At 35.1% G+C, this 25,724-nt stretch carries 27 protein-coding genes and 3 pseudogenes; 9 read left to right on the top strand and 21 right to left on the bottom strand.

Features of this window, described 5'->3' with window-relative positions; genetic code table 11:
• The first annotated feature begins 349 nt into the window (after nucleotides 1-349).
• A complete protein-coding gene (locus HMPREF9699_RS11210) occupies nucleotides 350-493 on the top strand; it encodes a hypothetical protein (protein WP_155799883.1) in 144 nt (47 codons plus the stop codon).
• Here the strand turns inward: HMPREF9699_RS11210 and HMPREF9699_RS11320 are convergent.
• The gene (locus tag HMPREF9699_RS11320) at nucleotides 490-663 is read right to left on the bottom strand and encodes a hypothetical protein (RefSeq protein ID WP_002663381.1); all 174 of its coding nucleotides are present in this window, start codon (nucleotides 661-663) and stop codon (nucleotides 490-492) included. The two genes, HMPREF9699_RS11210 and HMPREF9699_RS11320, sit on opposite strands and share 4 nt — an antisense overlap.
• A gap of 29 nt (nucleotides 664-692) precedes the next feature.
• Between HMPREF9699_RS11320 and HMPREF9699_RS06360 the strand changes: the two genes are divergently transcribed.
• The 4 genes from HMPREF9699_RS06360 (at nucleotide 693) to HMPREF9699_RS06345 (ending at nucleotide 5,337) form a co-directional block, all read left to right on the top strand.
• Nucleotides 693-3,161 carry a phage tail tape measure protein gene (locus HMPREF9699_RS06360; protein ID WP_002663379.1) on the top strand — a complete coding sequence of 823 codons (2,469 nt, stop codon included), beginning with the start codon at nucleotides 693-695 and terminating at the stop codon, nucleotides 3,159-3,161.
• Nucleotides 3,162-3,230: 69 nt separating this feature from the next.
• A complete protein-coding gene (locus tag HMPREF9699_RS06355; protein ID WP_002663377.1) occupies nucleotides 3,231-3,845 on the top strand; it encodes a DUF6046 domain-containing protein in 615 nt (204 codons plus the stop codon).
• Nucleotides 3,829-4,812, top strand: a complete 984-nt coding sequence (locus tag HMPREF9699_RS06350; RefSeq protein WP_002663376.1) for a hypothetical protein — start codon at nucleotides 3,829-3,831, stop codon at nucleotides 4,810-4,812. The genes HMPREF9699_RS06355 and HMPREF9699_RS06350 overlap by 17 nt, the downstream gene beginning before the upstream one ends.
• Nucleotides 4,813-4,863: 51 nt before the next feature.
• Nucleotides 4,864-5,337, top strand: a complete 474-nt coding sequence (locus tag HMPREF9699_RS06345; RefSeq protein ID WP_002663374.1) for a hypothetical protein — start codon at nucleotides 4,864-4,866, stop codon at nucleotides 5,335-5,337.
• Here HMPREF9699_RS06345 and HMPREF9699_RS11045 read toward each other — a convergent pair.
• The 11 genes and pseudogenes from HMPREF9699_RS11045 to HMPREF9699_RS06280 form a co-directional block, all read right to left on the bottom strand.
• Nucleotides 5,328-6,016 (bottom strand): IS1 family transposase gene (locus HMPREF9699_RS11045; RefSeq protein ID WP_115599228.1). Its coding sequence is split into 2 segments (ribosomal slippage): nucleotides 5,328-5,689 and nucleotides 5,689-6,016, totalling 690 coding nucleotides; the frame shifts between segments, so codons are not numbered across the junction. The two genes, HMPREF9699_RS06345 and HMPREF9699_RS11045, sit on opposite strands and share 10 nt — an antisense overlap.
• A 446-nt stretch (nucleotides 6,017-6,462) precedes the next feature.
• Complete coding sequence (locus tag HMPREF9699_RS06330) at nucleotides 6,463-6,912, bottom strand: hypothetical protein (protein WP_245946033.1); 450 nt, start codon at nucleotides 6,910-6,912, stop codon at nucleotides 6,463-6,465.
• Nucleotides 6,913-6,993: 81 nt separating this feature from the next.
• Complete coding sequence (locus HMPREF9699_RS06325; RefSeq protein ID WP_002663368.1) at nucleotides 6,994-7,308, bottom strand: Imm32 family immunity protein; 315 nt, start codon at nucleotides 7,306-7,308, stop codon at nucleotides 6,994-6,996.
• Between the two features lie 269 nt (nucleotides 7,309-7,577).
• Nucleotides 7,578-7,787 (bottom strand): hypothetical protein, encoded by a 210-nt coding sequence (locus HMPREF9699_RS06320; RefSeq protein WP_002663367.1) that lies wholly within the window; start codon nucleotides 7,785-7,787, stop codon nucleotides 7,578-7,580.
• Nucleotides 7,788-8,120: 333 nt separating this feature from the next.
• Nucleotides 8,121-8,360, bottom strand: a complete 240-nt coding sequence (locus tag HMPREF9699_RS06315) for a hypothetical protein (RefSeq protein WP_002663365.1) — start codon at nucleotides 8,358-8,360, stop codon at nucleotides 8,121-8,123.
• 43 nt (nucleotides 8,361-8,403) lie between these two features.
• On the bottom strand, nucleotides 8,404-8,841 hold the full coding sequence (locus HMPREF9699_RS06310; RefSeq protein WP_245946035.1) for a hypothetical protein: 438 nt from the start codon (nucleotides 8,839-8,841) through the stop codon (nucleotides 8,404-8,406).
• 1,016 nt (nucleotides 8,842-9,857) lie between these two features.
• Nucleotides 9,858-10,295: a hypothetical protein gene (locus tag HMPREF9699_RS06300; protein WP_002663361.1), complete on the bottom strand. Its 438-nt coding sequence runs from the start codon at nucleotides 10,293-10,295 to the stop codon at nucleotides 9,858-9,860.
• 108 nt (nucleotides 10,296-10,403) lie between these two features.
• On the bottom strand, nucleotides 10,404-10,865 hold the full coding sequence (locus tag HMPREF9699_RS06295; protein ID WP_002663359.1) for a hypothetical protein: 462 nt from the start codon (nucleotides 10,863-10,865) through the stop codon (nucleotides 10,404-10,406).
• 121 nt (nucleotides 10,866-10,986) lie between these two features.
• The gene (locus tag HMPREF9699_RS06290; RefSeq protein WP_002663355.1) at nucleotides 10,987-11,448 is read right to left on the bottom strand and encodes a hypothetical protein; all 462 of its coding nucleotides are present in this window, start codon (nucleotides 11,446-11,448) and stop codon (nucleotides 10,987-10,989) included.
• Nucleotides 11,449-11,638: 190 nt separating this feature from the next.
• The gene (locus tag HMPREF9699_RS06285; RefSeq protein ID WP_245946037.1) at nucleotides 11,639-11,950 is read right to left on the bottom strand and encodes a hypothetical protein; all 312 of its coding nucleotides are present in this window, start codon (nucleotides 11,948-11,950) and stop codon (nucleotides 11,639-11,641) included.
• A gap of 596 nt (nucleotides 11,951-12,546) precedes the next feature.
• A pseudogene (locus tag HMPREF9699_RS06280) lies at nucleotides 12,547-13,536 on the bottom strand (IS30 family transposase).
• Nucleotides 13,537-13,732: 196 nt separating this feature from the next.
• Here HMPREF9699_RS06280 and amaB point away from each other — a divergent pair.
• From amaB to HMPREF9699_RS06260, 4 genes are all read left to right on the top strand, one after another.
• On the top strand, nucleotides 13,733-15,283 hold the full coding sequence (gene amaB, locus HMPREF9699_RS06275) for an L-piperidine-6-carboxylate dehydrogenase (RefSeq protein WP_002663352.1): 1,551 nt from the start codon (nucleotides 13,733-13,735) through the stop codon (nucleotides 15,281-15,283).
• 21 nt (nucleotides 15,284-15,304) lie between these two features.
• Nucleotides 15,305-16,636 carry an L-lysine 6-transaminase gene (lat, locus tag HMPREF9699_RS06270; RefSeq protein WP_002663351.1) on the top strand — a complete coding sequence of 444 codons (1,332 nt, stop codon included), beginning with the start codon at nucleotides 15,305-15,307 and terminating at the stop codon, nucleotides 16,634-16,636.
• A gap of 95 nt (nucleotides 16,637-16,731) precedes the next feature.
• On the top strand, nucleotides 16,732-19,260 hold the full coding sequence (locus tag HMPREF9699_RS06265; RefSeq protein ID WP_002663349.1) for a DNA translocase FtsK: 2,529 nt from the start codon (nucleotides 16,732-16,734) through the stop codon (nucleotides 19,258-19,260).
• Nucleotides 19,261-19,314: 54 nt separating this feature from the next.
• A complete protein-coding gene (locus HMPREF9699_RS06260; RefSeq protein ID WP_002663348.1) occupies nucleotides 19,315-19,956 on the top strand; it encodes a LolA family protein in 642 nt (213 codons plus the stop codon).
• A gap of 37 nt (nucleotides 19,957-19,993) precedes the next feature.
• On the opposite strand, the gene HMPREF9699_RS06255 is transcribed toward HMPREF9699_RS06260, so the two are convergent.
• The 9 genes and pseudogenes from HMPREF9699_RS06255 to murB form a co-directional block, all read right to left on the bottom strand.
• Nucleotides 19,994-20,689, bottom strand: coding sequence for a DUF4198 domain-containing protein (locus HMPREF9699_RS06255; protein ID WP_002663346.1), 696 nt, complete (start codon nucleotides 20,687-20,689; stop codon nucleotides 19,994-19,996).
• A 67-nt stretch (nucleotides 20,690-20,756) separates the two neighbouring features.
• Nucleotides 20,757-21,167, bottom strand: coding sequence for a T9SS type A sorting domain-containing protein (locus tag HMPREF9699_RS06250; protein WP_034985705.1), 411 nt, complete (start codon nucleotides 21,165-21,167; stop codon nucleotides 20,757-20,759).
• Nucleotides 21,136-21,261: pseudogene (locus HMPREF9699_RS11625) on the bottom strand (IS982 family transposase); the annotation flags it as partial. The pseudogene HMPREF9699_RS11625 and the gene HMPREF9699_RS06250, both read right to left, overlap by 32 nt.
• A 234-nt stretch (nucleotides 21,262-21,495) precedes the next feature.
• Entirely contained in the window at nucleotides 21,496-21,714 is a 219-nt protein-coding gene (locus HMPREF9699_RS11565) for a hypothetical protein (RefSeq protein ID WP_081580595.1), read from the bottom strand.
• A 562-nt stretch (nucleotides 21,715-22,276) separates the two neighbouring features.
• A complete protein-coding gene (gene cas2, locus HMPREF9699_RS06240; protein WP_002663340.1) occupies nucleotides 22,277-22,615 on the bottom strand; it encodes a CRISPR-associated endonuclease Cas2 in 339 nt (112 codons plus the stop codon).
• Nucleotides 22,612-23,406: pseudogene (gene cas1 / locus HMPREF9699_RS06235) on the bottom strand (type II CRISPR-associated endonuclease Cas1); the annotation flags it as partial. The pseudogene cas1 and the gene cas2, both read right to left, overlap by 4 nt.
• A gap of 204 nt (nucleotides 23,407-23,610) precedes the next feature.
• Nucleotides 23,611-24,123: an isoprenylcysteine carboxyl methyltransferase family protein gene (locus HMPREF9699_RS06230; protein WP_002663336.1), complete on the bottom strand. Its 513-nt coding sequence runs from the start codon at nucleotides 24,121-24,123 to the stop codon at nucleotides 23,611-23,613.
• An 81-nt stretch (nucleotides 24,124-24,204) separates the two neighbouring features.
• Nucleotides 24,205-24,702, bottom strand: coding sequence for a metallophosphoesterase family protein (locus HMPREF9699_RS06225; protein ID WP_002663335.1), 498 nt, complete (start codon nucleotides 24,700-24,702; stop codon nucleotides 24,205-24,207).
• Nucleotides 24,699-25,712: a UDP-N-acetylmuramate dehydrogenase gene (gene murB / locus HMPREF9699_RS06220; RefSeq protein ID WP_002663333.1), complete on the bottom strand. Its 1,014-nt coding sequence runs from the start codon at nucleotides 25,710-25,712 to the stop codon at nucleotides 24,699-24,701. The genes HMPREF9699_RS06225 and murB overlap by 4 nt, the downstream gene beginning before the upstream one ends.
• Nucleotides 25,713-25,724 lie beyond the last annotated feature (12 nt).

Below are 25,724 nucleotides of genomic sequence, written 5' to 3'. Positions count from 1 at the left end.
GTTGTAACCAATCACAAAGTTACGGAAAATTGAAAGCAATTTACAACGCTAATCCCTTATCGTTCTCTTCTATCTGCGTTGTAACTCATCACAAAGTTACGGAAAATTGAAAGCAATTTACAACACTGGTTGCAATGCGGTTGATGGCTTTGAAGTTGTAACGGCTTAGAGCAGCGTATGACAACTGTATTGTAAAAGCAGAAGACGAAATCGCTAATAGGGATATGCTAAAAATTAAGGCGGTTTCTGCCTTGATGGAACGCGTACAGAAAACCAGTGCCGAAGCAAAAAACTTGTAAGCTCGCTACAAAGCGAGCAATCGGAACACGAGCGGTGGAAAGGTGATGCTTTGATAAGGGCGAATTTCGGTCTAAATCCTGAAGAACTGCAAGTAAGCCAATGGAATAAACACTATGCCCAAGCGATGTGGCTGGAAGAATGGCGACTGCAAAACCAAGCCGAATTGTTTATGAAATTGTTTGGTGGGGGTTAGTCTTTACGATAAATGGAACTGTTGTAACATTTTTTTGCAAATACAAAAATGGCATAGCCAAACCACCCCCCAAGAACAACGCCTAAAGCAATTGGGTTTATTAAAGATACAAGCAGTGTGAAAATGAAAAACCAACCTAATTTAGTGGGTTTATAGCCAAATAAACTCATTGTCCAATTATTTTTAACAAAGATACAAAATGTCTTCTAATATAACAACATATCAGATAAATTTCACGACCAATGGAGATAAGATTTTTGGAAACATAAAATCTTCTTTTGATGGAATAAATCAATCTGTAAAAGAAACCACTAAAGTATTTGGGGAATGTTATAAGGCATTATTATCTGTTGATTTAGTAGCTCAAAATCTTAGCCAATTAAAAGCAAGTTTTGACAATCTACTCACACCTGGAGCATCTCTTAATTCCAATATGTTAGAGCTTTCTGCCATTACAGGCGTTACAGGAGACGGACTGAAAGCCATAGAACAGGCGGCAAGAGATACCGCAAAGACTTTTGGTACTTCGGCGGTGGATAATGTAGAGGCGTATAAAATGATGCTTTCGCAATTGTCCCCAGAGATTGCCAACAATTCGGAGGCAATGAAAATGATGGGCGAAAATGCCAATATCCTTTCCAAGCAAATGGGCGGTGATACGGTAGCAGCTACGGAAGTATTAAATACTTCACTCAACCAATTCGGCGTATCAATGGACGACCCCATAGCAGCGGCGAAGATAATGGCAGATATGATGAATGTAATGTCGGCAGCAGCTCAACAGGGTTCTGCCGAGTTGCCCCAAATCAAATCAGCCTTAGAACAGGTCGGAATGGTAGCCAAAACTACTGGTTTGTCTTTTGCCGAAACCAACGCCTACATTCAATTATTAGACCAAGCAGGAAAGAAAGGAAGTGAGGGCGGCGTGGCTTTACGAAATGTCCTTACTACTTTATCCGAAGGGCGTTTTACTTCCAAATTGGCTGCGGAAGGATTAGAGCAGGCAGGTATTTCCGTAGATTATTTAGCAGATAGCTCTATTCCACTCCACGAGCGTTTAAAAACTTTGAGAAAAATACAAGGCGACACAGCTCTGATGACCAAAGTTTTCGGCAAGGAAAATATGGCAGCTGCTATCGCTATGATTAACACTGCCGATGAAGCCGAAGCGATGGCTAAAAGCATTGTAGGGACCAACTCTGCGGTAGAACAAGCTGAAGTGATAATGGGTGGTTATAATGAGAAAATGAACAGAACCAAGGCGTGGTTAGACGACTTGAAGATAGGATTTTTCAATTTAACCGAGCCTATGCTTCCAGGAATACAAGGTTTTTTCAGCATAAGTGCTGCAGCAGGTGGAGCTGCCCAGTCTTACATTTCTGTCAAATCTGCATTGGAAGCATTGTTCCCTAAATTATTCACAAAAACAACGGTTACTTCAGCCGATACAGTGGTAACGAGTACTAATACGGTTGCTCATAAACAAAATGTAATAGAAAGAATAAGGCAAGGGATGGCCTCTAATATAGCTGCAATACAAATGCGGTCTATTAACTTACAGATGGGACTGGGAGCAATATTGGCAAGAATCCAAGCAGGAGGCATTAGAAGTGTTGCTATGGCTTTTGGACAAGCAACTTTGGGAGCAACCGCATTTCAAATTGCCCTTGATGCGTTGGGGATAGGGTTAATTCTTTTGGCAGTGGCAGGACTTGTAGCAGGGCTTCAGCATTTGTATCATAATTCACGCAAATTTCGTGAAATTTTAGGCGGTGTAGGTGGTGCGGCAAAGGCGATATTCCACAATATCGGCGTGTATGCCAAAAGGGTTTGGGATATGGTTTTGAAACCCATTGCCACGGCTTATTGGAACTTGTACAAATGGATATTTACCAATATTTGGGAGCTTGCAAAAGCCGTATGGAATGGCATCAGTACTGCCATTTCGTGGGCGTGGAACTCGGTCATCAAGCCAGTAGCAGGATTTATTTACAATGTTTATAAAACCGCTTTTCTCTTGATTTGGAATACCGTTAAAGCTGTTTTCAGTTGGATTGTTCAGCTCGTTTCCAAAGTTTGGAACTGGATAAAAGAAACCTTTGGTGGTTTTGCCTCTTGGGTAGAAGAAACCATTATAGACCCTATCCGCACGATGCTTGATTTTATTGGAAAGTGGATTGACGAGAAATTTGGTGGACTGGTGGACAAAATCAAAAATTTAGGGCAAGGAGTTAAAGATTTTTTCGGAGGTATTTTCTCATCGGAGGGAACGGTAAGCGTTACAGGTGCTTACAAAAAGGGAGCAGAAGATGCAGGAAAACAATTTGATAAGGAGAAGGAAGACAAAAAGAAAGGAAAGGGCGAACCTCAGGAGGTAAAAATAGTAGATGATGGGCATAAGCCAATATTTGATGTAGGTAAAAATGGTGTAACAGAAACCACAACCGTAGGCGGTGTAGCGGCAGGAAAGGTAGTGGATAATAAAAAACATTTCAAAGCAGGAAGCGATGGAGAGGGTAATAAAGTACGCAGTTTGACCGTGGGGAAATTTGCCGAAAACATCAACATTTACACGCACAAAGGCACTATTACCGAAAGCAAGGAGCAAATTTTACAAGTGTTAAAAGAGTTATTCGGAACAGCCGTAGCAGATTATGCAGGAGTGTAATGAGCTGTAGGCAATAGGCTTTACGCAGTAGGCTTATAGCGTACTGCTTACGGCATAAAACAAAAAACGATGATAAACATATTTCAGCCCAATACAGAACAATTGGCACGAGGCACAGCGGTGCATCTGGCAGTACGATTCGGAATGCAGACGGGAAAGCCTTTTGAGGCATCGGAACATATCAGTAACGAGGGCGAGCCAACGCTCTCGGAACTGCGAGAACTGGAGGGGCAAACTTGGCTCACTACCTTGAAGATTACCCACGGTACAAAATCTTTCACTTTTGAAGAATGCTTGATTTCTATTAATATGGAAAAGAACATTGTAACCACCGCCTTGCAAGGGAGAAATGGCACTATCAAAGAATACATCAGCGATGGCGATTACAATATTACGGTAGATGCTGGGGTAAGTGCTTATCAGGTTCAGAATGAAGAGAATGAAATAGACATCAGTTATCCGGTAGATGCTGTAAAAGAGTTGCAAGAACTATTAGCCTTGCCAGAGGCGTTGGAGGTGCAAAGTGATTTTCTGGACATCTTCGGAATTGATTCCGCTGTGGTAAAATCTTTTAGTTTGCAGCAGGAAACACACTCTAACCGCCAAAGTATAAGCATTCAAATGCTGTCGGATAGAGCATACGAAATTAAACTAAAAGAAGAAAACGATGTTAAGGTTGTGTAGTGAAATTACCATTGAGGGCGAAAAAACTTGGCAATTTACAGCAGTAGCTAATTGCACTATTATAGAAGATGTGAGCACCCTTACCGACACTTGTGAAATTCAATTACCAAAGAATATCAAGTGGCAGGAAGCGATAAGTAAGAACGGTAAACCGCCCATTAAGAGAGGCGACAAAATCACGGTAAAGCTGGGTTATGATGATAATTTGCAAACGAAGTTCTCGGGCTTCGTTCGCTCTGTAGATGCCAGAGTGCCAATAACGATAAAATGCGAAGACGGAATGTTTATCCTAAAATCGCATAAAATCAAACCCAAAGCCTTTAAAAACGCATCGCTCAACGAAATTGTGAGTTATCTACTGCAAGGCACAGGTATCCAATTTCAGCTGATGGATAAAAATATAAAGGTCGGCAACTGGCGGATCACCAAAGCTCACGCATCGGAGGAACTACAAGAACTCAAAGAAAAGCAAATGCTTTCGTCTTATTTCCGAAGAATAAACAATGAAAATGTGCTGTACATTGGCTTAGCTTATCCGATAGATAACCGAAAGAAAATCAAGTTTATGCACGGAAAAAACATCATTTCAGAAGATTTTGAGTATAGGGATAAGGAAGACATACGAGTAAGGTGCGAGGCACAGAGCTTTAATGCCAAGCATCAAAAAATCACTTACGAATATGGCGATAAGGATGGCGATTTGATTAAGATAAGAATGGACGGTCTAACGCAGGATGAGCTGAAAAAATACGCTATCCAAGTGGTAGAGAGGTATAAGCAAAGTGGATTTAAAGGTTCATTTGAAACCTTTGGCGTACCCGAAGTAAGTAAGTGCGATATGGTGGAGCTTCACGCTAGCGATGGAAATAGCGGAGTGTATTTAATCAAGAAAAATGAAATTGAATTTGGGTTAAATGGTTATCGTCAGAAAATAGAATTGGGTCAGCCATTAAGCAGGAAGCAATAGACAGAAAGCAATAGGCTATAAACTTGCTTCTTAAATTGTAAAGTAATTAAAATGAAAGATTTAATACAACGATTAGCCGATAAGGGCGAAGAAGTTTATGCCAAAATCTGCGAGGTTATTTCGGTAGATGTGGACAACCAAACGGCTGATGTGCAACCTTTGGACGGCTCGGCCGAAATTACTGATGTATATCTTCAAGTTGCGGAAAATGGCGTATTTGTAGAGCCAAAGGTAGGTTCATTGGTTTGCGTTGTGTTTGTTACGAAAGAGTTGGCAGTAGTAGTTAATCATTCGGAAATCAAGCAATTTCAAATCAAGGTAGAAAGCGTGGAATTTCAGATGGATAAGGACGGCTTCCTCCTAAAAAAACAATCCGAAACCCTTTACAAATTAATGGCCGATTTACTCCAAGAAATCCAGAGGATGAAGTTTTTGACTACTTCGGGAGGACCTACCACGAGGCTAATAAATAAGGAGAAATTCAAGCTAATTGAAAACAGGTTTAAAGAATTTTGTCATTGTTGAATTATTATATTTAATTGATTATTCAGCTTCAGAAATAAAAGTTTCAAGGAATTTTCTAACATTATTTTTGACTTCGAGTAACATTTTCCTTTTCTTTTAAATCTTGCCAAATAATGTCTTATTCTGCTATTATATCCCTCCACTGTAAAGGTTTCTGCTTTGGATTCCATATGCTTTTCACTTGGAATTACCTCTAAATAACTCTTCCAATAATCGCTACAAAAACCATTGACATCTCTGTTTTTCAATTTCTTCCAAAGCTCTAAGAAAGTTTCTGTGTCTCGTTTTCCACAAACAAAACCGATGAACTTTTTTCCAAGTCTATCAATAGCAATCCAGCTCCAACAGTAGTTTTTTTTGACTGTACATAACTGTGAATCTCGTCCAATTCCACTATTTCAATAGGCTCTTCATTCTGAGGTAGTTCCACAGATTCTTCCCATTTCTTTACCCACCGATAAACCGTTCCGTAGCTAATATTCAATATCCTTCCAATAGCTCGAAATCCTAATCCTTCCAAATACATTTGCAAAGCAAGACGCTTTTGTTCTGGCGTTTTCACATCCGATTTCTTCTCAACACTGAAAAAATAGCCACAGTCTTTACATTTATATCGCTGTCTGCCTCCAACAAAACCTGCCTTAATCTTATTTAACGATTCACATCTGGTGCATTTCATGACGCTAAATTATATAAAATATATTAGAATAACAATACCAAAATTTTCTATTTCTTCAAACTCTTTTAGATTAGCTATACTTAACGATACTTTATCTTTTTCGATTTTTTTCCTATCAAAAATATTATAGCTTCTTGCATATTCTACCCAAGCCTCACTTACTTGATGCTCATCTGCATCTAAAACGATATATGTATTAATGACTGTTTTTTTGACTTATCGTCTCTTTCAAAGTGCTTGAATAATGGAGCTTTCCTACACCTTTATCCATAGCTATTCCTCCTATGATATAGTAGGCTATAATTGAAGATAATACCACCAAAATCATTGTTTGCCAATAATTATAGTTCTTCATTGTTCTTCCTTAAAATTATTTTCTGACCATATTCTGTGAGATTTCCAAAAGTATTAAAGACTATTTTATTGCTTTGAAAAGATAAAATCTCTTATTGATGAATCGTTATTTTGGATATCGTTTTTTTCTCATCTATTATATGCTTATTCTTCAATAAAGAAATGAAAAATTTATTTTCTCCCATGGGCAAATGCGTAAAATCTTTTTTTCTAAAAACCAAGCAAATTCTAACCATCGGACGAATATAAGTCAATTTATCATTTTCACCAATAACATACCCATCCGCACTATAATTATCTCCTTTACTGTTTGTTAATCGAAAGAGTAGTTTGTTTTCATATGTATTTACCGCCGTATCTTCTCCATATAATTTATAAATATACCCCTCTACTAGAACTGAATCTACATTTTTAGAAAAATCTACCCTATCATCATGTATCACAAACATAAAGCGTTGCTGACCAGATATACAATGAACAAAAAGTACCAAACTGACCAAAAACATTTTTATCTTTATTACGATTTTTAATTGTGCTTTCAAAATTTGATTTTATTCCATATAGGAATAACCGTAAAGCATATCTATACATCAGATAAACACTCTACCAATATTCTCTAAAATTTATTCTTTAGGCTTGTAGCATTCATAAAATTCATGAGTTCCTTTAGCATCTAATCTCCCTATTATTATTGGGGAGGAACTTTTTGAAATATCAATACTTGGATTCAAATAAATATGTTTTCGCTCACCTGTGGGAAGTTCATTTTCATCAATATTATCTTGATTAATATTCGCTATTTCAATCAATAAATTTGCGAATGACAATAGCCCCTCAGGATCTCCATGAATGGCTATTTCTTCCCATTTGGAAAACTCCCCATCCAACTCATCCTCATTAGTGATAATTCTAAAATCTATATTTCCTTTTATTTTCATACTATTTCTCTCTTTTTCCCTCAATTATCCAGATAAAAATGACTTATCAAAGATAAACTTTTCAATCTTATTATATTTTTTAATAAGAATAACATCATTGTGAATGGACTTATAGTATCTTCTTTTTCCAAGTTTGAGATGAAACTATATAAAAAATCTAAATGTTCCATTTTATGAAAGGATTACATGCTTCTTGACCGATTTGATTTTATATATACATCACAATCTGTGTTTGAAAAATAATTAAAATTTTTGATTATAATGGTAGATTATTGTTTCTCAAAGACAAGTTCTTTGTTTAAATATACTACCATCTTCCTATCATTTTTAATCTCTTTTCCCTTAAGGGTTATGCTATACACCTTTACTGAATCATCGTTATAAAATTTGTGTGGTAATAGCTCTAAATCATCTTTTGGTATTTCTTTTAATATCAGCATTTTATCATCCACAACAATAGTTACCATACCATGCTCCATAGGTATGTTTGTTGTAAAATAAACACTTTTCCAAGAAGTAGAAAAAACTCATAAATTCATATAATATCCTGAAACATCATATGCTTTCCCATAATAAGCTTCTGTTTCATAATTCTCATAATCATTTAATTTACAATAAAGCCAATTAGGTGATTTCGGCATAATACAACCGTACAGCAACAATAAAATATTTATTGTGATAACTCTCGGTATTTTCATAACAATTGCTTTATTACTGATCTAACTTTTTCTTGAATATCATATTCATTAAACTCATCTATTTTATGGCATTCATGACATATCTACCAGAAAGTTATTGAAGAGAACCTTCGCTTATTCCACCCCAAAAATCCCATATATATTATTGGAAAACTCACCTATTGCAAATTTTTTCACTTGCCCTCTTATTGGTATTTCCCAAATATGAAAAATATATTCGTGATGATACATAGGATCCTTTATCTCAATTTTTTCATCTGTTATTGTATGTATAAAATCTCGAATAAAAATGGTTATTCCATCATATTCAAAAAAATCTTTTTCACCGATTGTGCCTATATATTTTACTTTCATTTTTAATTATCTATTGAATAATCTATAAACGAAACAATTTATTTTATTTAATCTTAGTATAAATATACCCACTTGTACTGCTACCCGCTTCCTCTATTATCAATGTGTCTTTTTTGATACTTATATGATTTTTTATTATCCTTCCCTCTCCATTAATTACAGTAAAAAACACTATATTATCTCTATTTTTCTTCGATTCTATATAAGCCATTAACCCCGAGTCTGAAACTAAATTATCTATACCCCCCAACTGTCTATTTACAAAGATACGAGCAATACATGACTCATAGACTTGTATATATGTTGTTTTATCGAGAAAATTAGGAGTTAAAGAAACATCTGTTAAATCTTTATAATTCCCTCTTTTATCAATTCCTGAAAAATAATATCTACATTCGTATAACCCCTTATATTTTTCAGATAGATAAGAATTACATTTAACATTTTCAAAATTGGTTGTAGGGATACCATGTGAATTCATAGAGCCTGTATATATACAGGAATAACATAAAAATATAAAAACAATTATAAAATAAAAAGATTTCACCATGATGTAAGTTTATTTTTAGTGTGACATTGAAAATACTAGTTACAATCCCAAGATTAGTTTTCGAAGTCAATATCTTTTATCAAAACCATTGAAAACAATTAACCTAAGTCTACTGCCTAAAAAAATTGCACCAACAAGGCATCTCTAACACCAAAAGCACAGCACTATTCATCTCAATTTATGTCCAATATATATACTTGTTATTTTCTTTGTTTTATGCCAGTAATATTTAATATTAGTATCCATGTATAATATTTTTTCTGTATCACAATTTTTGTATTGAAGCCTTAAAATAGTATTATTCTTATTTACATACTTATGTTCCACAATACTACTCTGAAAGACATCTTGTATAATATCAAATATATGTATTAATTTGTCAGAATCATAGATAATATATCCCTCTCTATTAGGTTTTATATTTACAGCCATATATATCGTTTTGCCTTCTATATAATAATGTATTTCGATAGGTAGACATACTGGCGAATATAAAGAAAAACTTATAATCTTACCGTATTTAGAATTTATGATAGGGCAAACGCACGAAATCCTATTTTCATAGGGCACTCAATAAAAAATAATTGAATATCAATATATTAAAATTTGCCCTTAATCACTTTTACAAAAAGAGTCTAAATTTAATTATTTGATTATTAATGTATTATAAATTTAACACATTTACCCTAATTTATGACAGAAACCCCACTATCTTCACCCAATTTATCAAATGAAATTCTAAGAAATAAGTGATAGTAATTTCTCAAAGTATATATCTACCCATTCTGGTTTTCTCTTTTTAATTAATTTTAAAGTTCTTTTTAATCTTCTTTTGCTCTTTTTTAAAAGCCATAAAAGGGAATAATGGAAAAAAGATACTGTTTTGTTCAAAAACCTTGCAGTTGTTGAGTGTTTTATCGTTAATAATTCTGATGTTAAAATCCCTACTACTTAACATTATTTTTTAAAATGGCTTTATAATGTTCTTCTTTTTTAAGCAACTCGATGACAGGAAAAATATACCCATTTCTTTTTCCTGTAATTTTTTTATTCTTCATAGAGAAAATATACAAAAACTTTCTCAGACTCCCTTTTTTATCATACAACAATGATTCTTCAATATCTGAATACAAAATTATCTCTAACAACGACTGAACTTCTTCAAATTGCTCTTGATTCTCCACAAAATAATCATCTAATATATGAATATATTCTCGCCCCATATAGATATTTAACATATTTTCCCACAGAAGAATTTTCAAATTGACCTTGTCTTTTTGATCCTTGATTTCCAAAACTTCATATCCATCTTCAATATATTTATTAGATAGATTATCCGTCAATGAATGATAATGGTTTAATAAGTTAAGCAGTCTATCGTTCATTTTTTTTCATCTAATTTATTATATTGAAAATTTAGAATTCATACACACTTTTTTCATGAGCGTTCTCCTTATTCCATGGATAATTAACAAAATATACAATCATGTCATCTATTCATAATAAATATCAGCGGGTAATAGCTCTTTAATCTCTTTTTTATTATTTACAATATCAACCAGCAAATCATATATTGATGTAAACTCCTCATCTTGAGAACAAAAATAAGATTTTTGGGCATTGTATATGTATGTTACTACTTTGTCTTGTAAAATCAGCTTATCATACATAACAGGAGAACTCCCTGTACTTGTACAATCCAATTTATCAGGGAGATTATGAAAATTATTTTCAGAAAAAGCATTTAGAATTTTCACTTTTTCATCAGAAGTTAAAGCAATTTTTACAACAATAGTATCATCACTATACCTTCTTTTGAAGGTTTGAGTTTTAGAGTCATAACTATCACTTAAATTTTCAAATCCAAAATGATTATCCATATTTACTACTGGCTTTTCTACACAACTACTCAATAAAATCACAACAAAAATCAAAATAACTATATTTTTTACCATAGCATAAATTGAATTTTAAGAAAATAACATCTCTTATCACTTCTCGGTCTTCATATTCCACTACTCTAAGCAAACAGCTTTTATATTGAAGACACATTCATCCCACACATTTTTTCTTTTTTTACTTTGCTATCATTGATATTAAACTTACATCCTCTTCATCATAAATACTATGTTTTTTCAGATAGTATTCTATTTCCTTGAATGAATTAGCTATCCCTTCAAAACCATCTTGTAGCAACTCGTAATCTGTTTCTACTAAATTCCAAAAATCAAAATCTATGGATAATAGGTCTTTTCTTTTATCAAGAAAAAAATAGTATAGCTTTTCCTTAATATCTATAATCTTTCTCCTATTAAACAATTCTATGATTAAATGATATTTTATTTTAATTTCATCTTTCTGATAGTTCTTCCTACAAAACATGAATAAAATATCCGAAAAACTTTTATTCTTTGCAGGGTATATCAGTTCATAATAATCCGAATTACTGATATGTAATCCCTCTTTTTCCACCAAAGAGGCTACATCATCTTTCGTAATCACAGATAAAAGAAGCAAATCATACAGTAGCTTACTCATTTCTATTTCAGTTTTTTCTTGGCATTATTTTAACTCATAGATTCACACACCATTCTCCTAATTACTGGCCAAATTCCATCACTTATCACTCCGAAAGCAATGGTTCCTATCATACTTCTAGTGTATTGAGATAAAAAAAGCAGAACAATATGAAATATGACATAAACAGCCTAGCAGATATTAAATTAACCTATTGTGTTATATCCAACTCATATAAAGACTCTTTTTCTATCACATATCTTAATTTTTGATAAGAAATACCTCTTAAGATTGTATCTTGTTTTAAATCTTGAATAAAATATTTCAATTTTCGTTTGTCTATACTATTAGGTTTCATTGAATAGGTTGTATCTACCGAAACCAACAAATATGTGTCATTGTATTTTACATCTACCATTCCACTATCAATGAACAATTTATTATTTTTAATAAGTCTATTTTGATTTCCTCCTTCATATATAGCTTTATAACCCTGTGGTAATTCTTCTACCGAATCTGACATATTACAAGAGTATAATAACAATTGTGTCATTGAGATAAAAAGAGTTTTTTTCATATTAAACTATGGTTTTATTGTATTGACTCCACTAAAATTAATTTAACACTGCATATTCCCTATAGCTTTAAATTTATCCTTCCGTGAAAAAACAAAGAATTCTTTACTTACACATATTAATTCCTACCAAATCAAACAAAAAAGTGAATATTGGTTTCTTATCAAGAACAAAAAATAATAGTATAGCAAATAGACCAATTATTGAATTATTGATTGTCCTATATAAGTGTTTCCAATTATTTCAAAAACACTTTTGCGTTCATCTTTAAATACAAAATCATTATATCTTATTTGCAGGTAAATATAAATAAGTATCAATATTAAAAAAATTATGGCTTGGAATATATAATTACAATACATATTATTATCTTCTATTTATTTTCTTTGATGTGTTACCAACTGAGGCTCCTATTATAGCTCCTTGAATTTCAAATTTATAGACACTATAATTTACATGCATTTAATAACCATAATATTTCGCCATCATCATAACAAAATTACAAACTTTCTTTTCACGATAATATTCAAAACCTAGATTCAACTTATAAAAGTAACTTTCCGTTATTATTAATTATTTTCAAATATATTTCTTTTGGACTTAAAAAACCAAATCTTTTGCGTGGTCTTGTATTTAAAATTTCTTGTACCTCCTTTAATCGTTGTTCTGTAATCAGGTTAAAATCATAACCTTTTGGAAAATAATACCTTAACAGCTTATTATAATTCTCATTTGAGCCTCTTTCCCAGCTGTGATACGGACGAGCAAAGTAATAATCAAAATTGAAACCTTCTGACAACTCCTTGTGTTTAGAAAATTAACTCGTTGTTTTTAAAGAAAATAGCGGTCTCGTTGAATCTTCGATTTCTTTCCCATTATCCGTGGTTAAAGTATGTATAGTCAATTGATTATCAGTAATTATCTTTTCTATTTTCAATCGAACTTCTTCCGATGATTTTCCCTCTAATAGCTCCAAAAAAGTGTATCCAGTCGCTCGGTCGTTCATCGTTAAAATGGCTTTTTTGTGGTTTTTACCTAATACCAAATCGGCTTCATAATCTCCTATTCTACATCGTTTTTCTACAATTTCGGGACGGTCTTCAATACTTTTTCTTTCTGCAATAATTCCTCGTTTACCTTTGGTTTGAAAATGTTTATAGAGTTTTCCTCCCTTTCGCTTGTCTTCCCAAATGAACCGATAAATCCACTCATGAGAGACCGTTTCTTTGCCTTCTAATTTTAGTGTACCTACAATCTGTTCAGGTGAATAATCTTTTGAAAGTAAGCGTATTACTTCTTTTTTAATAGATTCGGTAAAGCGGATTTTTTTGGGCTTCTCTTTTTTCCGTTGTTCGTATTTTCGTTGAGCTAAAACGGCTTTATAAACACCATTTCTACCGTCTGAATTTCGCTTAATTTCCTCATTAATAGTCTTTTTCGGACGATTTAATCGTCTTGCAATTTCAGCTCTTGATATTTTTTCTTGCAAATAAACTTGAATTTCGCACCTTTGTTCCAGTGTTAAATGACTCATATTTAGTTACTTTTGTTCGAAAACAAATATGAGAAAAATTTTCGTTTAACTCAAGGGTAGTTTTAGCTTCCCTTTTTTTATCTGTTTTCCCTAAAAGTTACCTTTGTGGATTGAATGTGCCTTATCATGCTTTTCATTTTAAAAAAAAATCTTATCTTTATGCAAAATAAAAAACAATAAAATAATTACAAATAATATGAGTACAAATTCGGCAGATTTCGGAATTGAACAATCATTAAAAAACTTAGGAATCAGTACAGAAAATAAAGGAGTAAGCTATGGAGATTCTTTTTTTGCCAATGGGGAGACGATAGAGAGTCTCTCACCCACGGATGGAAAAAGCATTGCTAAAATCCAACTAGGAACAGCTGCAGACTATGAAAAAGTAATGGAAAAAGCAATGGAAGCTTTTAAATCTTTCCGTATGATGCCTGCACCTAAAAGAGGAGAGTTAGTAAGACAATTTGGAAATAAACTCAGAGTACACAAAGAAGATTTGGGAAAATTGGTTTCCTATGAAATGGGAAAATCTTTTCAGGAAGGCTTAGGTGAAGTTCAGGAAATGATAGACATTTGTGATTTTGCCGTAGGGCTTTCTCGTCAGCTTCACGGGTTCACCATGCACTCTGAAAGACCGCTTCACAGAATGTATGAGCAGTATCACCCTATGGGAGTGGTAGGCATCATCTCCGCATTTAACTTCCCTGTGGCCGTTTGGTCTTGGAATACCGCTTTAGCTTGGATTTGTGGCAATGTTACCGTATGGAAACCTTCTGAAAAAGTAGGACTTTGTGCCATTGCTTGTCAAAAAATCATTCAAGATGTTTTAAAAGAAAACGACATGCCGCTGGGAATTTCTGGCGTAATAGTAGGAGACGGAGAAATAGGAAACACCTTGGTAGAAGACAAGAGGATTCCGCTGGTTTCTTTCACGGGTTCTACCGCAGTAGGTAGAAAAGTGGGAGCCAAAGTAGCTGAAAGATTTGGTAAATCTATCCTTGAACTAGGAGGAAATAACGCCATCATTATCACCGAGAATGCAGACTTAGATATGAGCATCATTGGTGCTGTATTCGGTGCGGTAGGTACTGCGGGGCAAAGATGTACCACCACACGCCGTCTCATCATCCACGAATCTGTGTACGAAGAAGTAAAAGAAAGACTGGTAAAAGCCTACCAACAAATTAAAATAGGAAATCCTTTGGATGAAAATAACCATGTAGGCCCACTCATTGACAAGGACGCTGTAAATATGTACCTTAATGCCATAGAAAAATGCAAAGCTGAAGGAGGAAAATTCATCGTGGAAGGTGAAGTGCTCCAAGGCGAAGGCTACCAATCAGGGTGCTATGTAAAACCATGCATCGCAGAAGTGGAAAATCACTATGATGTAGTACAGCATGAAACTTTCGCACCTATTCTCTATCTGATGAAATATAGAGATTTAGAAGAAGCTATCACTATGCAAAATGATGTACCACAAGGGCTATCATCTGCCATCATGACCCAAAATCTGAGAGAAGCAGAGCTTTTCCTTTCTCATGCGGGTTCAGATTGTGGCATTGCCAATGTCAATATTGGTACCTCAGGAGCAGAAATCGGTGGAGCTTTCGGTGGAGAGAAGGAAACAGGTGGCGGTAGAGAATCTGGCTCTGATGTATGGAAATACTATATGAGAAGACAAACCAATACCATTAATTATAGTAAAGAACTGCCATTGGCACAAGGAATTAAATTTGATTTATAAACAATAAAAAACTACATAAAAATGAATGATTCAATTGCCTCAAACCCACAAAACAGTAACGCTGTAAAATCAAGCCTTGCCAAGCATATCCTTGCAGATGGTTTTGATTTTGTGATGGATTTTGAGAAATCACACGGAAGCTGGATTTATGATTCCGTTACCCATACCGAATTTTTAGATATGTTTTCCATGTTCGCATCAGCATCCATAGGATATAACCATCCTTATCTGATGAAACACGCAGAGTGGCTCGGTAAGTTAGCCGTAAACAAGCCTACTTTGGCTGATGTATATTCTCAGGAATACGCAGATTTCGTGGAAACTTTTGCGAGAGTGGCTATGCCAGAGCATCTTCAGTACGCCTTTTTCATTTCAGGAGGAGCCTTGGGAGTAGAGAATGCCATGAAAGCATGCTTTGACTGGAAAACGCATAAAAACTTCCAAAAAGGTATTCATACAGAGGGAGATATCTGTATCCATTTCCGTCAGGCTTTCCATGGAAGAAGTGGCTATACACTAAGCCTTACTAATACTGCTGACCCAAGGAAATACCAGTATTTCCCAAAGTTTGATTGGCCGAGAATCATTAACCCTTATTTGACTTTCCCTATTACAGAGGAAAATTTAGAACAAACCATTCACAATGAGCAGTTGGCATTGCTCAATATCGAGGAAGCAATTCTTGCAAACCCAGATAGAGTGGCATGTATCATCATAGAGCCTATTCAAGCGGAAGGTGGAGATAACCATTTCCGTGATGAATTTTTCCAAGGACTGAGAAAAATTTGTGACCAAAATGAAATCCTACTCATCTTTGATGAAGTACAAACAGGGATAGGAATTACAGGTAAAATGTGGGCACATGAACATTTCTCTGTAAAACCAGACATCATTTCTTTTGGTAAAAAAGCCCAAGTATGCGGATGCTTAGCCAATAAAGAAAAATTCGATGAAGTACCTAACAATGTATTCAAAGAAAGTTCTAGAATTAACTCTACTTTCGGGGGTAACTTCGTAGATATGCTCCGCTTTAAACTGATTTTGGAAGTCATAGAGCAAGAGAATCTTTGCGAAAATGCTCAGGTGGTAGGAGACTATCTTCTCCAAGGGCTTGAAAAACTAGCTACTGATTTCCCTACCCTTTTCTCTAATGCAAGAGGACGAGGACTGATGTGTGCCATTGACCTGCCATCTGGCGAGGATAGAGACCGTTTCCGTGAAGAAATGTATAAGAAAAACATCATCGTCTTAGCTTGTGGAGACCGCTCGGTAAGATTCCGTCCGCACCTGAATGTTTCTAAAGCAGAAATAGACATCGTTCTTAATAAAATGAGACAAATAGCAGAAAAGTAAGTTATTAATTTACTACATACTATACCGCTTTCAAAATTTGAAGGCGGTATTTTTTTGGAGCGAATATCTTTTTCGTACTTTTGCAGATAAGCATTATGGAAAAAAATCAATCTACAAAACCAATGGTAAAAGCCAAACCGCTTTCTAAGCCTAGAATTTTCTTTGGACTCAGCTTCATTCTCATGGGAGCAATGATGACTTTTTCTTTCATTTCTTATCTTTCCAACTGGAAAGCAGACCAAAGCCAGTCTGGAAACATGATGGATAAAGAGGTAAAATCTAGTAATATTTTTGGTAAAATAGGAGATTGGTTGGGGCAGGTTTTTATCTTTGATAGCATCGGTGTTGCTGCATTTATTGTAGCATTTCTCATGATTGTTTTCGGATTACTTATCTTAAAAAAGAAATATTTCAAACCTTGGAAAACCATTGGGCATTCTTTATTCTTCATATGCTGGCTTCCTATTGCCATGGGGGCAATTACCATGGGAGAAGGTACACTCAGTGGGGTATATGGCTACCAGATTGTGGATTTTCTGCGTTCTTTCATTGGACTGGTAGGACTTTGGGGAATTATTATATCCAGCATCGCTCTCTATTTCATCTTGGAATTTAACATGAGACCGAGTGCCATCCAAGCAAGACTCCAAAAACTAAAAACCTTTTCCAAAAATAAATTCAATACTGCTTTGCCTAAATCAGATGAACAATTTGAAGCCGATGAGGAATTATTAGAGGAAAAATACACATCTTCCACATCAGAAAACAGTCTCCACCCCACTACTTCAATATTTGATGAAAACGAAAAGGTTCCATCTACTGAAGAAAAGGAAAAAGAAGGGCTTCCCCTCACACCTACTGATGACGAAGTAATACTCACGTTCAATCCAAATACAAAAAATAATACAGAAAAAACTTCTGAAAAAACGAATTTTTCTACTGAAAATGAACCCATTTCAGGAATAAAGGTCTCTGTAAATAACCAAGACATACAATCTTCTGATTCGGTTTCTATTTCTAATGATTTAGAGGATATTCATTTTCAAGTTTCTATTGCCAAAGAAGAAGATGAACTACTGGACACCGAACAAAAATCGGCAGAACTGGTGAAAGAATTTGGGCTATATGACCATAAGTTAGAGCTGGGAAAATTCCAGCTTCCCAATATAAATATATTAAAAGATTATGGTAATGAAGAGATATCTGTCAATAGAGAAGAATTAGAGGAAAATAAAAACAGAATCGTAGGGCTTCTGAAAAATTTTAACATTGGAATTTCAGAAATTCGTGCCACGATAGGTCCTACTGTAACCCTATATGAAATCATCCCAGAAGCAGGAATCCGTGTAGCTTCCATCAAAAAACTTCAAGATGACATTGCCCTTAACCTTTCTGCATTGGGCATTAGAATCATTGCTCCGATGCCAGGAAAAGGCACCATAGGTATAGAGGTACCAAGGAAAAACCCTACTTTGGTATCGATGAGAAGTGTAATTGCTTCCCAAAAGTTCCAAAATACAGACATGGATTTGCCTATTGTTTTCGGAAAAACCATTTCCAATGAAATTTTCATGGCAGACCTTGCAAAGATGCCGCACTTACTGATGGCGGGGGCTACTGGGCAAGGTAAATCTGTAGGAATCAACGCTATACTCACCTCACTTCTCTACAAAAAACATCCGAGTGAGCTCAAATTCGTGATGGTAGATCCTAAAAAGGTAGAGCTTTCTCTTTATTCTAAAATTGAAAGACATTACCTCGCAAAACTTCCTCATGAAGAAGATGCCATCCTTACAGATAATTCTAAAGTAATCAATACGCTCAACTCGCTTTGTTTAGAGATGGATATGCGCTATGAACTTCTGAAACAGGCGTTTTGTAGAAATATCAAAGAATATAATCAAAAATTCAAAGAGAGAAAACTTAACCCTGAAAATGGTCATCGTTATTTACCGTACATTGTATTGGTAGTAGATGAGTTTGCAGACCTTATCATGACGGCAGGTAAAGAAGTAGAACATCCTATTGCCAGATTGGCACAGCTTGCTAGAGCCATTGGTATTCACCTCATTGTGGCTACTCAAAGACCTTCGGTAAATGTAATTACAGGGATGATTAAGGCCAATTTCCCTGCCAGAATTTCTTTCCGCGTAAATGCCAGCGTAGATTCCCGAACCATCTTGGATACTACAGGTGCAGAGCAATTGGTAGGAAAGGGAGATATGCTTTACTCTAACGGTAATGACCTTACCCGTATCCAATGTGCTTTTGTAGATACACCAGAAGTAGAAAAAATAGTAGATTTCATCGGAGAACAAAATGGCTATGCTTCAGCACTTTTACTTCCAGAAGTAGTAGGAGATGCCATAGGAAGCAATGACCTTCCAGATGCCGATGAAAGAGATGCCCTCTTTGAAGAGGCTGCAAGAATAGTGGTAGGTCAGCAGCAGGGTTCTACTTCTAATCTCCAAAGACAATTAAAATTAGGCTTTAACAGAGCCGGGAGAATCATGGACCAATTAGAAGCGAACGGAATTGTAGGAGGTTTTAATGGTGCAAAACCAAGAGAAGTACTCATTAAAGACCTTCATCAGCTAGAAGAATTTTTAGCGAATTTAAGGTAATCAATATTTTGGAATATTTTTTGCCCAAACTATTCCGAATTAAAAAAATGAATCATGCTTACTAAAAAAATATTCATCGCAAGTAGTTTTTTACTCTCATCGGTCGTTGCTTTTGGGCAAACTATTGATGATAAATCAAAGAAAATATTGGATGCGGTTACCCAAAAATACCATACCAATAAAAATAATTATTTTAAATTTTCCTTTGGTAGTGGCACGCAAGGTAAAGTAACCAAAACGGAACACGGTATTTATTACTCTGCAGGAGATAAATACAAGCTCAAAATTATGGGTACTGAGCAAATTTACGACGGAAATAAAATTTATAATATCAGTGAAGAAGATTCCGAGGTTACCATAGCTAAACCCAATGAGAATCAAGCTATGTTTTCACCTATTAACTATCTAGCGAATTATAGGAAGGACTTCAATGTAAGCCACGCCGGACAACTCAAAATTAACGGTATAAAAGCAGATTATATTAAACTGACTCCCGTGAAAAAAAGCGGACTCAGTGTAGTAAAGCTTTTCATTGATACTAAAAACAATAGCATCATAAAACTAGAACAGCATGGCACGAATAAAGATGTAGCAGTCATTGCCATCAAAGAACATAAAGCCAACCAAAACCTAAGCAGCGATATGTTCATATTTAACAAAAGTAAATACGCAAATTATATTATTACTGAACTATAAAAAAAAACTGCCTTTTAAAAGGCAGTTTTTTTTATAATTATTTCACATGGACATAGTAAGTCCACATTTGATAGTCCGTATTAAACGGTTGCTCATTATGAAGCCCTTCTTCTTTTTGTGAATTTACGAACTCCACCAAATATTTTCCCTTCCAGAGAGGTTCAAATTTCACTTCTCCTTTTACATTGGTCATGGCATTCTGCTCCCAACCGTTATCAGAAACTATTTTCACCTTATGCTTAGACTTCGCCTCCCCATTAAAAAGAAACTGTAATTTATTTTCTTTATTGAGCTTATGCTGAGGATGCTCTACCACCATTTCTAATGGAGATACGCCCATTTTCACATGATTATTAGAGGCATCTGTACTCATAAAAGCAACGGAGTGATAAGTAATCTTCATTTTCTTAAAAGTATCCTTCACTAAATGTTTTACGCTAATAGTATAAACGCCTTTTTCCATCGGAGTAAAAAAGGAAGAATAATAGTTTTCTTGCTGCGTTTTTTCTTTAATCACCGAAACCTTTCCCGATGGAGAAATGATTCTCAATTCTAAATCCTTAATATCCGAGAACCACTTTGCCGTAGGAGTAGGTTTTTCTATTTCACCGAAAAACACTTTTATCTCGTGTTTTTTATTTACTTTTCCTCCTAACTCGGTTTCTATCCACACTGTGTGGGCATTCACAAAGGCAAATAAACAAATTGCCAACAAATTAATAATAGATTTCATTGCTGTATTTTTTTTTGCAAATATAAGTTATTTTTATTCATGCTAAATAAAAACACATGTCCAATTATTACTCTATTATTACCTTTTTCGTACCAATGATTTCAGTGTTATCTTTCACAATGCTCAGATAATAGATTCCTTTCTCTAAATGGTGTATAGGAATTTTGGTTTCCACAGCGTTCAAAACAATTTGCCCCAAAGTGTTCACCATTATAAAGCTATATTTTCCATGCTCTGGCGTTTTAATTTGTACAAAATCTTTTGCTGGATTAGGGTACACTGCAAATTCTGATACAGCTACTGGAGTTTCTTTAGTGGTCAATGTGGCTGTAGGTCTAAATCCTGCCACTACACAGCTCACTTTCCTAAATGCGAGTACCTCATGCGAAAGCTCTGGTAAATGAATGGCTATTCCCGTAGGGGCATTATTGTAACCCCAATTCGGTTTAAGCACATTCAAAAAATAACTGACCATCATTGACTTTTTGAATATTGAGAGAAGGTTTTTTTGGAAAAAAGCAACACGCAGTTAATGCTCCCAGAATATTCATAATAAAATTATTGAGACCTTTGCAAGAACCGTCCACTCTCTATTTTTTATATTCGGATATTTTTTTAGAAAATGGGGTTTTGAAAATTCAAAATTGTGTTCTTTTTCATCATTTTTTATCTCTTTTTCGGGACGATTTTAATCAACATTTCCCTTTTTTGAGCCATCTCGCTTCCTTATCTACCCCATCTTCAGCCACTTCCTTGAAAAAATGCTCTTGTTTTTCAATTTCCTCCTCTGTCAACTCGTCTTCCTTTCAGTCTTGGGCAATTTCAAAAGTTTTCGGCTTTTTCGAATGAAACGAACTCTGCGTAATACTGGCATCTACCTTTACTCCTTGATGGATGATAATCCTATGTTTTTCCAACTGATGGTTGATTTTCGAAAGGAGTAAATCGAAGGCTTTCTTTTCGGTAAGCTCGGAACGAAATCGGCTTAAAACACTGTAGCTCGGAACAGAGTCTTCCAGCTGCATACCGCAGAATTTCATCGCCGATAGACTGTCGTTTACATGCTCTTCTAGAGAGGGTGTTCCACATCCCGGTGAGTAGCATTTTGAACAGCAGGAGTCCGTCATAGGGTTTTTCACCCGAAGCGGAAAGTCCTTTTTGATAGTGTTTGTTGATGATAGCAGAAATGGGTTTCCAATCGATAATGCTATCAATTTGTGCATAAAAAGAGCCTTTTCGGGTGCGTCTTTCTACCTCATAAGCAACAAAGGACATAGCGGATAGGGTTTTGGTGCGTTTCATGAAGTAAATACACAAAATAACCATCTAATATTCAAATAATTAACTTTTTTAGGGAAATTTACCTTTCAAAGGTCTCACTTTGTGATTAGTTACAACGGTACTCAATAAAGATGTATTGAAATTTCCGTTGTAAATTGCTTTCAATTTTCCGTAACTTTGTGATTAGTTACAACCTCAAAAAATAATCCTCTGACAGACAGAGGATTATTTTTGTTTTTAGAAATAAAAAATTGAGCAAAAAAAGAATAAATCGGGCTGAGTAAATCCATTTTTTTCATTCTATTTCTAAAATAACTCGAGCTGCTGGTAAGTAGGTGGCGGATCTTCGCGTACTTTAGAATGGAATATTTCCATATCACCAAACTGCTTATCTGTAATCGTCATTACGGCTACTTTCCCGTATTTAGGAAGCATCATTTTTACTCGTTTTTTATGCACTTCTGCATTTTCTCTACTCGGACAGTGCCTCAAATAGATAGAAAACTGAAATAAAGAAAATCCATCATCTTCCAAGCGTTTTCGGAAGAGATTGGCTGCTTTTTGCATTGCCTTGGTCTCGGTTGGCAAATCGTATAAAACCATTACCCACATAATTCTATAAGCGTTAAATCGTTCGGAATTCATAACATTTTAGGATAAGAAATTTGTCTTTTTTCGCCCGTATAGCATTTGTACAGAGAGGAAACGGTAGATTTTACCGCAACCAATAGCGGACGCACCTGTTCGTCTATTTTCACATCTTTGGTAGCGGTTTGTAAAAAATGGGCTTTCGCTTCTTTGGTCAGTTCTTCGGCTTCAGGATTCTTTTCCAACCATCGGATGACCAATAAATCCACAAAAGGACGGTAAGGTTCCATTAGGTCATCTGCCAAGCAGTAGGCATTGTATTTGTTTTTGTGAAAAATCCCCAAAACGGGCAGTAAACCTGTTTCTACAATGGCTCTTGCCACGATACTTCTCAATACGGAATAACCAAAATTGAAAAACTGATTGGGCGAATCGCCGTAGCGTTCGCGTAAAAAATCGGGGTGAATGAGGTATTTCCAATAGTGCTGTGCAGCGATGCCTTCCATATTGCTGGTGTCGCCCGATTTCACTTGGCTGAAATACTCATACATAGGACTGGCGTAAGTTCCAAGTCGTTCCAAAACAGCGGCTTGATTAGCTATTTTGCATTCTATGGTTTGTTTCCACAGCTGTTTTTTGAGCGGTTCGCTGGCTTCTATCTGATCTTTTATGCGTTGGGAATGAATCGCATTTCCGTGCAGAGGTAGCATTTGTCCGTGTGGGAGATGATGGGCATCGCAACTGATAATCACCACATTGTTTCCCATCAGCCACTGTATCAGCTGATGGGAAATGGTAATCTGAAAGTGGTCGAGCATCAACAAACCCAAATCTTCTACCGGAACGCTAGTATTTAAACTTACGATAACAAATCAGACTAAATATTCTTCATCAACCCACTTGTAAATTTTTAATAAAAAAATCATCACGCTTCATTTACTCTAATAAATTTTATGGTCTTCTTATTTCAGATATACGAAATATTGACCTAATATAGTTTAAAACATCAATAATATACTAACAATGGTTTTATTTTCATGAAACAAAATGCACTAAAACAGATGTTTCATCGCATTTTCTTCTTGACGGATACGCACCACCAAAATCACTAAATAAATAGGAAACAGTAAACAAAAGGTAAAAACAGCCTTACACAGAAGTGCCATTCCTATAAGCTCTGGTAAAATATTCAAAAAATAATTGGGATGCTTTACCCATTTGAATAAAAAAGTTTTATTAACCTTATGTTCAGGAAGAATATAAACTTTGAGCGTCCATACCTCCCTCAATTGATAGATAACATAGAACAGCATCAGATAAGCAAAAATAAGCAATGCTAATCCCCATTTTGAAGTACTATCTAGCATCAAATGATGATTATAAACCGCCTCAAATAAACACGAAAAATAAAACACAATGTGTACAATGGCAAGCAACATGGAATTTACTTTCCCATACTGTACACCCCCCAAAGCCTTGATACGCTTCTCATTTCTTAAAGAAATCCCCAGCGAAATAAGCCGTAATATAAAAAAACAACAAAATAAAACAACTACTTCTTGCATATTAATTTTTTATTTTTTTTTAAAATCACTTTTCTTATTAAGAAAAAATACAAAGATATTTTATCCCTTTTAAGAAAGTTCTTAACCTCCTCTTTTACCCAGTTCTATCACTTCTAAATTTTGGATTTCACTACCATTAATTTCAAAGCGAAGCATGGTGCGTACTTTATGCCAACCTATATTTCCTGCGGCACCAGGATTAAGATGAAGCAATCCCAACGACGCATCGTGCATGACTTTAAGAATGTGTGAATGCCCAGAAATAAAGATATTAGGTCTTTCAGCAAGGAGAGTTTCTTTCGCCTTTTTAGAATATTTATTAGGATAGCCTCCTATATGCATCATTGCTACTTTCACATTTTCACAATGAAAAACCGCTACTTCTGGAAACGAAGTTCTAATGGATGTATCATCTATATTCCCATAGACTCCCCTCATAGGCTTTAATGCTGAAATTTTTTCCGCCACACCCTCTCCAAAATCTCCTGCATGCCATACTTCATCTGCCTGATGAATATAATGACTTATCCTTTCATCCCAATAGGAATGCGTATCTGAGAGCAGCAAAACTTTGGTCATAAGCAATTCACTTCTCGTTCTAAAAAGATTCCGTATTTCTGCTGAATGGATGCAATAATTTGTGCTGAAAAATCAAAAATCTCTTTCCCCGTAGCATTTCCTGTAGCATTAATAATCACCAACGCTTGGGAACGATGACTTGCTACATTGCTTATCTGCTTCCCTTTCCATCCTGCATTTTCTATGAGCCAACCCGCTGGAATTTTTACTCCTTCAGGAGAAGGATAATGAGGAATAGTGGGATAAAGTGCTACTATTTTCTGAAACTCTTCATGAGAAATTACAGGATTTTTAAAGAAACTTCCTGCATTTCCTATTTTCTTTGGATTAGGGAGCTTTGAAGTTCTTATGGCGATGACCGCATCAGATACCTGCTGAATAGTAGGTTTTTCTATATTCTTTTTTTGTAACTCTAAAAGAATTGCCCCGTAATCCGTACGAATATCATGGTACCGACGAGTAAGTGCAAAAGTTACCGAAAGAATACAATACCTTCCTTTGTTTTGTTTAAAAATAGAATCTCTATACCCGAATTTACATTCTTGATTTTGAAAAACTTTAACTTTATTATCTTCTAAATCTAAAACGGTACAAGTGTGCATTCTATCTTTAATTTCCACCCCATAAGCACCGATATTTTGGATAGGCGAAGTCCCCACATTTCCAGGAATTAGCGAAAGATTTTCTAATCCACCGTAATTTTTACCAATACAATACAAAACGAAATCATGCCAATTTTCCCCTGCCATTGCCGTAACCCAAACCGTGTTCTCATCTTGAATATCCTCTTTTATCCCTTTCATTTTTAATAAAATAGTATATCCTTCAAAATCTTGTGTAAAAAGGATATTACTGCCACCCCCCAAGAAAAGAATAGGCAAATCATCTGTCTTTTGATTCAAAAAAGAGATGAGTACCTCTGTAGAATCTATTTCCACTAGGAAACGAGTTTTCGCCTCTATTCCGAAAGTATTATAAGGCAAAAGAGATGCGTTTTCTGTTATTTTCATAATTAAAATTCA

Source organism: Bergeyella zoohelcum ATCC 43767 (assembly GCF_000301075.1).
GTDB classification, from domain to species: domain Bacteria; phylum Bacteroidota; class Bacteroidia; order Flavobacteriales; family Weeksellaceae; genus Bergeyella; species Bergeyella zoohelcum.
The sequence above is the reverse complement of the archived record's forward strand: the minus strand, read 5'-3'. Positions and strand labels throughout refer to the sequence as shown.

What these genes read in the sequence shown, in the direction of transcription:
- HMPREF9699_RS06300 (WP_002663361.1), bottom strand. Translation starts at nt 10,295, where the DNA reads ATGAACGATAGACTGCTTAACTTATTAAACCATTATCATTCATTGACG.
- HMPREF9699_RS06325 (WP_002663368.1), bottom strand. Translation starts at nt 7,308, where the DNA reads ATGAAAATAAAAGGAAATATAGATTTTAGAATTATCACTAATGAGGAT.
- HMPREF9699_RS06360 (WP_002663379.1), top strand. Translation starts at nt 693, where the DNA reads ATGTCTTCTAATATAACAACATATCAGATAAATTTCACGACCAATGGA.
- murB (WP_002663333.1), bottom strand. Translation starts at nt 25,712, where the DNA reads ATGAAAATAACAGAAAACGCATCTCTTTTGCCTTATAATACTTTCGGA.
- amaB (WP_002663352.1), top strand. Translation starts at nt 13,733, where the DNA reads ATGAGTACAAATTCGGCAGATTTCGGAATTGAACAATCATTAAAAAAC.
- HMPREF9699_RS06315 (WP_002663365.1), bottom strand. Translation starts at nt 8,360, where the DNA reads ATGAAAGTAAAATATATAGGCACAATCGGTGAAAAAGATTTTTTTGAA.
- HMPREF9699_RS06350 (WP_002663376.1), top strand. Translation starts at nt 3,829, where the DNA reads ATGTTAAGGTTGTGTAGTGAAATTACCATTGAGGGCGAAAAAACTTGG.
- HMPREF9699_RS06250 (WP_034985705.1), bottom strand. Translation starts at nt 21,167, where the DNA reads ATGATGGTCAGTTATTTTTTGAATGTGCTTAAACCGAATTGGGGTTAC.
- HMPREF9699_RS06310 (WP_245946035.1), bottom strand. Translation starts at nt 8,841, where the DNA reads ATGAATTCACATGGTATCCCTACAACCAATTTTGAAAATGTTAAATGT.
- HMPREF9699_RS11565 (WP_081580595.1), bottom strand. Translation starts at nt 21,714, where the DNA reads ATGCAGCTGGAAGACTCTGTTCCGAGCTACAGTGTTTTAAGCCGATTT.
- HMPREF9699_RS06225 (WP_002663335.1), bottom strand. Translation starts at nt 24,702, where the DNA reads ATGACCAAAGTTTTGCTGCTCTCAGATACGCATTCCTATTGGGATGAA.
- lat (WP_002663351.1), top strand. Translation starts at nt 15,305, where the DNA reads ATGAATGATTCAATTGCCTCAAACCCACAAAACAGTAACGCTGTAAAA.
- HMPREF9699_RS06255 (WP_002663346.1), bottom strand. Translation starts at nt 20,689, where the DNA reads ATGAAATCTATTATTAATTTGTTGGCAATTTGTTTATTTGCCTTTGTG.
- HMPREF9699_RS11320 (WP_002663381.1), bottom strand. Translation starts at nt 663, where the DNA reads ATGAGTTTATTTGGCTATAAACCCACTAAATTAGGTTGGTTTTTCATT.
- cas2 (WP_002663340.1), bottom strand. Translation starts at nt 22,615, where the DNA reads ATGAATTCCGAACGATTTAACGCTTATAGAATTATGTGGGTAATGGTT.
- HMPREF9699_RS06265 (WP_002663349.1), top strand. Translation starts at nt 16,732, where the DNA reads ATGGAAAAAAATCAATCTACAAAACCAATGGTAAAAGCCAAACCGCTT.
- HMPREF9699_RS06355 (WP_002663377.1), top strand. Translation starts at nt 3,231, where the DNA reads ATGATAAACATATTTCAGCCCAATACAGAACAATTGGCACGAGGCACA.
- HMPREF9699_RS06260 (WP_002663348.1), top strand. Translation starts at nt 19,315, where the DNA reads ATGCTTACTAAAAAAATATTCATCGCAAGTAGTTTTTTACTCTCATCG.
- HMPREF9699_RS06290 (WP_002663355.1), bottom strand. Translation starts at nt 11,448, where the DNA reads ATGAGTAAGCTACTGTATGATTTGCTTCTTTTATCTGTGATTACGAAA.
- HMPREF9699_RS06230 (WP_002663336.1), bottom strand. Translation starts at nt 24,123, where the DNA reads ATGCAAGAAGTAGTTGTTTTATTTTGTTGTTTTTTTATATTACGGCTT.
- HMPREF9699_RS06295 (WP_002663359.1), bottom strand. Translation starts at nt 10,865, where the DNA reads ATGGTAAAAAATATAGTTATTTTGATTTTTGTTGTGATTTTATTGAGT.
- HMPREF9699_RS06320 (WP_002663367.1), bottom strand. Translation starts at nt 7,787, where the DNA reads ATGGAGCATGGTATGGTAACTATTGTTGTGGATGATAAAATGCTGATA.
- HMPREF9699_RS06285 (WP_245946037.1), bottom strand. Translation starts at nt 11,950, where the DNA reads ATGTCAGATTCGGTAGAAGAATTACCACAGGGTTATAAAGCTATATAT.
- HMPREF9699_RS06345 (WP_002663374.1), top strand. Translation starts at nt 4,864, where the DNA reads ATGAAAGATTTAATACAACGATTAGCCGATAAGGGCGAAGAAGTTTAT.